Annotated in this window: 4 protein-coding genes; 1 reads left to right on the top strand and 3 read right to left on the bottom strand. The window is 58.9% G+C overall.

Going from position 1 to position 4,526, the window contains the following annotated elements; translation table 11 throughout:
* Positions 1-201: 201 nt before the first annotated feature.
* Positions 202-1,113 (top strand): hypothetical protein, encoded by a 912-nt coding sequence (locus ABX749_RS23250; RefSeq protein WP_372898095.1) that lies wholly within the window; start codon positions 202-204, stop codon positions 1,111-1,113.
* Positions 1,114-1,258: 145 nt separating this feature from the next.
* On the opposite strand, the gene ABX749_RS23245 is transcribed toward ABX749_RS23250, so the two are convergent.
* From ABX749_RS23245 to ABX749_RS23235, 3 genes are all read right to left on the bottom strand, one after another.
* Positions 1,259-2,113, bottom strand: a complete 855-nt coding sequence (locus ABX749_RS23245; RefSeq protein WP_372898094.1) for a hypothetical protein — start codon at positions 2,111-2,113, stop codon at positions 1,259-1,261.
* Between the two features lie 245 nt (positions 2,114-2,358).
* The gene (locus ABX749_RS23240) at positions 2,359-3,441 is read right to left on the bottom strand and encodes a dipeptidase (RefSeq protein ID WP_372898093.1); all 1,083 of its coding nucleotides are present in this window, start codon (positions 3,439-3,441) and stop codon (positions 2,359-2,361) included.
* A gap of 112 nt (positions 3,442-3,553) precedes the next feature.
* Positions 3,554-4,526 (bottom strand): MFS transporter (locus ABX749_RS23235; RefSeq protein WP_372898092.1); only part of this gene is annotated, 973 nt, incomplete at its 5' end.

The following is a 4,526-nucleotide window of genomic DNA, read 5'->3' as shown; positions in this document are numbered from 1 at the left end:
TGAATGGGGACAGACCCTGGTGAATGGGGACAGACCCTGGTGAATGGGGACAGACCCTGGTGAATGGGGACAGACCCTGGTGAATGGGGACAGACCCTGGGTGGTGGGGCGGTAAAGAGGGGAGAATGGGATAAATTGGTGTGTGTCGTGTAGACGGCCGTTGGCGCGAACGCCAGATTAGGCGTGTACTGAATGGGGGAAATGGTCGCGAAACGATGCAATGAATGGTTCGTCGTCGTTGCGTTCACGTGGCGTGGATGTCGCGTCCCCATCGCCTCCCCGTGGAGAGACAAGGTGATTTTTGACCCCAATGAATCGCATCAGTTGACCGGCACGCATGCGGCGTTGTATCGCGAGTCGCTCGGAGTGATGCTGGATGTTTTCCGCGAGGCGCTGTTTGACGGGAGCGAGGACTACGTGTCGATCTGGTCCTTCGGCGTCACCTTGTTTGATGAATTGCATTGGCAACAGCAACTGAGTTTATTGCTTTCGGTTTCCCGCTGTGCCTTGAACGGATCCGGCGATCCCGAGAAATGGAGCGCGCTGGAAAAAGCATCGTTCTACGCCGTCTATCGAAACGTCCTTTCCTATCTCGAAATCGAACGCGACTTGGAACGGATGGACGCGTCGGAGATGGAGTACACGCTCGACGAGGACGAGCTGGATTTGGAGGACGATGACGACGAGTATGACGACGAATACGATGACGGCGGTGAAGAAGGGGAGGAGGACGAACAGAGTTGGCAGGAACTGATCACCGCGGCCTACCAGGAAAAGTGTCTCCGGGAGGGGCTGACACCCGAGGAGATTGAAGCGTACTTGCGATACACCCCCGACGGCGATGGTGATCTGCAGCACTGGTTCAGCTTGTTGGAAAGTCTCGCCGACCAGATGTTGGACGACCGAGACTTTGAGATGGCGGCGACGTTGATGGATGCCGATCCCGAAATCGCGACGGTCATCAAAACGCAGCTCGGGATCCAACCGGATTACTTCATCGCCACCGCCGACGAGCCGTCGAGCGAAGCGGTGAGTCAGATGTTTGAAGAACTGGCCCAACTTGCCGGAGTGCCAACATCCGGTGACCGCGACGATGACGTCGCCCCATTCTAAGCCGTTTGAAACGAATCCGTTGGTCGGTCAATAAAACACGATCGGATTGCGTCGGAAATCAATCGCGACGCAATCCGATCGTTTGTTCGAGGCAGTTAAGACTGCCACGGAGGCCTTTCGCTCAGCACTACTTCACGACGTCCGCTCAGTTTTCGCTCGATGCGACGGCCTTGGATTGCCATTTCAGTTCCGTTGCCAGGCGAGTCTGTGCGGCGTCGATGGCTTTCATCAGTTTCTCGGCCAGCAGGTTGATCTCCATGTCTTTGGTCACCAACGCTCCGCCAGTTTCCTGACCTTGGAGCGGGGCCACCGTTTCGGATGCGAGTTCACCGAGTTCGATTTCGCCTTGTTCGGCGACGGCACGCAGGTAGACTTGGGCGACGGTCAGGTGCCGGAGTGATTGTCCGACGTCGTAGCGGTACTGGTCACGGTCGCGTTCGACCCGGGCCGATCGAATCTCTTTTTCGTCTGCGGCCAGTTCTGCGGAAACCGGTTTCCTGTTGGGCTGGTACTGTGACGTTTTACGCTGTGCGTGGTCGTTGGTGGCACGAATCAGGTGCGACTTGGCGACTGCCAGTTCGCCCATCGTTGCCAGCACTTCGATCTCTCGCGGGGTCGGCGGCGTTTCGTTTTCTTGCAGACAGACCGACACTTCGTCGATCGTGTCGGCGATCGTCATGATTCTCGATTCCTCACGGACCATGGCAGCGGACGCGGCCAGATTGAGCCATGCGGAGCACTTGTCGAGCGACTCGGCCAGCGCCGCGCTGTCTGTCGAAGCGGCTTGATTGCGCACCTCCGTCAGATTCTCCAATGCCTCGTAGCAGAGCGGCCAGTAGGCACTGTTGGACACGATCACCCAGCCACGCAAGTTTTCGGGACGTTCGTCTCGAATCGTCGGTCGATCGGCTTGCTTGACAGCCGGTTCGTCGGCACCGGAATTGCCTGCCAAAACACCAAAACCAGCCACCAAAGCAGCGAACGCAAGGGTCATCTTCATTGCTCAACGTCTCATGGGAAGGGGAGAAGGGGATTGAGCTTCGAACAACTCAGCTCATTGCTCTCTCCGCTAACGCAAGCATTGGGCCAATTCGATGGGGCGTGATAGAAAATGCAAGAAAAGGCATCTTTTGGAGTCGAATGCCGGAACACACCTCACAATCAGTCACGGTCCTCGCAATGCTCTGGAAAAAGATTTTCCAGTGCGTCTAAAACATCTTTCCGAAATGGCCGTTGCACGAGACCCTAACCCCAGGCTTGGCGAAGCACGCGGACAAAGTTGCCGTGGAAGATCGCGGCACGATCCGATTCGCTGTAGCCTCGGCCGGCCAGCAGGCTTTCGAGTTTCTGCAGGTCGGCAATCGTATCGACATCGCGGGGGCATTGTTCGTTTCCAAAGCCCCCGTCCAAGTCACTGCCCAACCCACAGTGATTGGCGTTGCCGGCCAATTGGCAAATGTGGTCGATGTGGTTGGCGATGTCTTCGAGTGTGATGTTCATGTCCTTGGGATGAGATTGGCCCCGCACGAATCCGGGCACGACCATCCAGACGTCAAACGCTGCTCCCAGCACGCCGCCGCGATCGATCACCGCTTTGATTTGATCGTCGCTGAACTGCCGCGGATCGTCGACCAAGGCGCGGCACATCTGATGGCTGGCCCAAATCGACCCGCCGAACAGATCCAGGGCTTCCCAAAAGCAGGTGTCGTTGAGGTGCGTGGCGTCGAGGATGATGCCCAACTGGTCCATTCGGCGAATCAATTCGCGGCCCTCGTGCGGCAGACCTCCTTCGACGTCGTGCCCCATCGAATAGCGGCCGATCCCGTAGTGCGATGGCCCCAGCGCCCGCAAACCGTACTCCCAAGCACGGTCCAAATGATCCAGTGTGACGATTGAATCGGCGCCTTCCAGGGACAAAATGTACCCGATCGGGGCGTTGGCTTTGGCCGCGGCGGTCGGATCGGCCCAGCGTTTGAGATGGCTTTCCAAACCTTGAAGATCCCGGATTTGAAACATCTCGTTCTGTTCTTCCATCTCTCGGTACCAGGCGAGTTGCCCCTGAGTCATCGCCCAAGCCTGCGACGGTGATTCCCAGTTGGCGACGAACGAGCGAGGTTTCATGCAGCCGGCGATCTGGGTGGCGACACAGAGTCCGATACCGCCGCGGCGCATGTCGCTGAGCGAAACCACGCCGGCCCCTTGCCCCTTCATCAGCGGCGGCAAATTCCGTTCGGCGTCTCGGATTTCAGACACCGGTCGACGCAGGTCCCGATTCCATTCGATCGCGTTCATGCTGAGATCGAGGTGGGCGTCAAAGATCAAGTTCATCGTTCGTCCGGGCAGAGCAGGGGAGGGAGAGGTGAAAGGGAGGTTCGAAGGTTCAACGCGGAAATTACAAAACCGCTGAGTGACAAACCCGCTGAGTGACAAAACACTGTGGCTAAGGTTCCGATGGGGTCGCTTCGGAATCCGATCGGCGGACCTGCCGAGTCGCATCGGTCCCGAGCACGGCGATCGCGGCCAGAAAATACATGCCGGCGCAGGTCACGAACACGTAGGTTTCGCCGCTGCCGGACGCTTCGCCGAGTGTCATCAACCGCGGCACCACGATCGAACTGGCCGCGGCGCCGAAGTTGCCCCACATGTTCCCCCAGCCGAACACGGCGGCGGTGTTTCGTCCGCCCACATCTTGCATGAACGCCCAGACCGTCGGGTTGCCGATGTCGGTCATCAGCGACACCATCGCGCAGCACGCCACCACCCACCAGACCGATTGGTAGCTCAAACAGCCGAGGTAGGCAAATCCGGCCAGACAACACGTTACCGCCAGCGGTGCGATCCGGCCCCAACGGTGACCCAAACGCACGACGGCGTGATTGCCCAGCCAGCCGCCGATCAGCTGGCCGGGAATGGCGATCGCCAGCACCCCGGTGACCATCAGCGAACCGAGCAACGCTTCGACGCCGCGTTCTTCTTTCAGGAACGTCGGCAGCCACGTGATCAAGAACGCCCACCCGAACACCAAACAGAACTGGGCCAGCGAATTGAGCCACAGCGAGCGACTTTGGATGATCGCCAGCATCATCGGTCCGATGTCACGTAGGTTTGTTGTCGCCGCGGCCGTTTCGGCGGCCGTTTGATCCGCGCGGCCGATCAGTTCCAGTTCCGCATCATTGACCCCCGCGTGCTCCTCCGGCCGGTTTCGAACGATCACGTAATAGGCGACTGCGACGATCAACCCGACGACGCAATACAGAGACAGCACGTAGCGCCAGCTGCTAAGCTGGTAAACCAGAAACGTGGTCAGGAACGGGGCCAGCGTTCCGCCGAGTCGCCCGCCGATCGAGACGAAGGAACTGGCCTGGGCGCGGGCGCGAAAGTGAAACCAATTTCGGATCACGCCACTGCTGGTC

Source organism: Stieleria sp. (genome assembly GCF_041595215.1).
Taxonomy (GTDB): Bacteria; Planctomycetota; Planctomycetia; order Pirellulales; family Pirellulaceae; genus Stieleria; species Stieleria magnilauensis.
The sequence above is the reverse complement of the archived record's forward strand: the minus strand, read 5'-3'. Positions and strand labels throughout refer to the sequence as shown.

Coding starts and splice junctions, on each gene's coding strand:
- ABX749_RS23245 (WP_372898094.1), bottom strand. CDS start 2,113: ATGAAGATGACCCTTGCGTTCGCTGCTTTGGTGGCTGGTTTTGGTGTT.
- ABX749_RS23240 (WP_372898093.1), bottom strand. CDS start 3,441: ATGAACTTGATCTTTGACGCCCACCTCGATCTCAGCATGAACGCGATC.
- ABX749_RS23250 (WP_372898095.1), top strand. CDS start 202: ATGGTCGCGAAACGATGCAATGAATGGTTCGTCGTCGTTGCGTTCACG.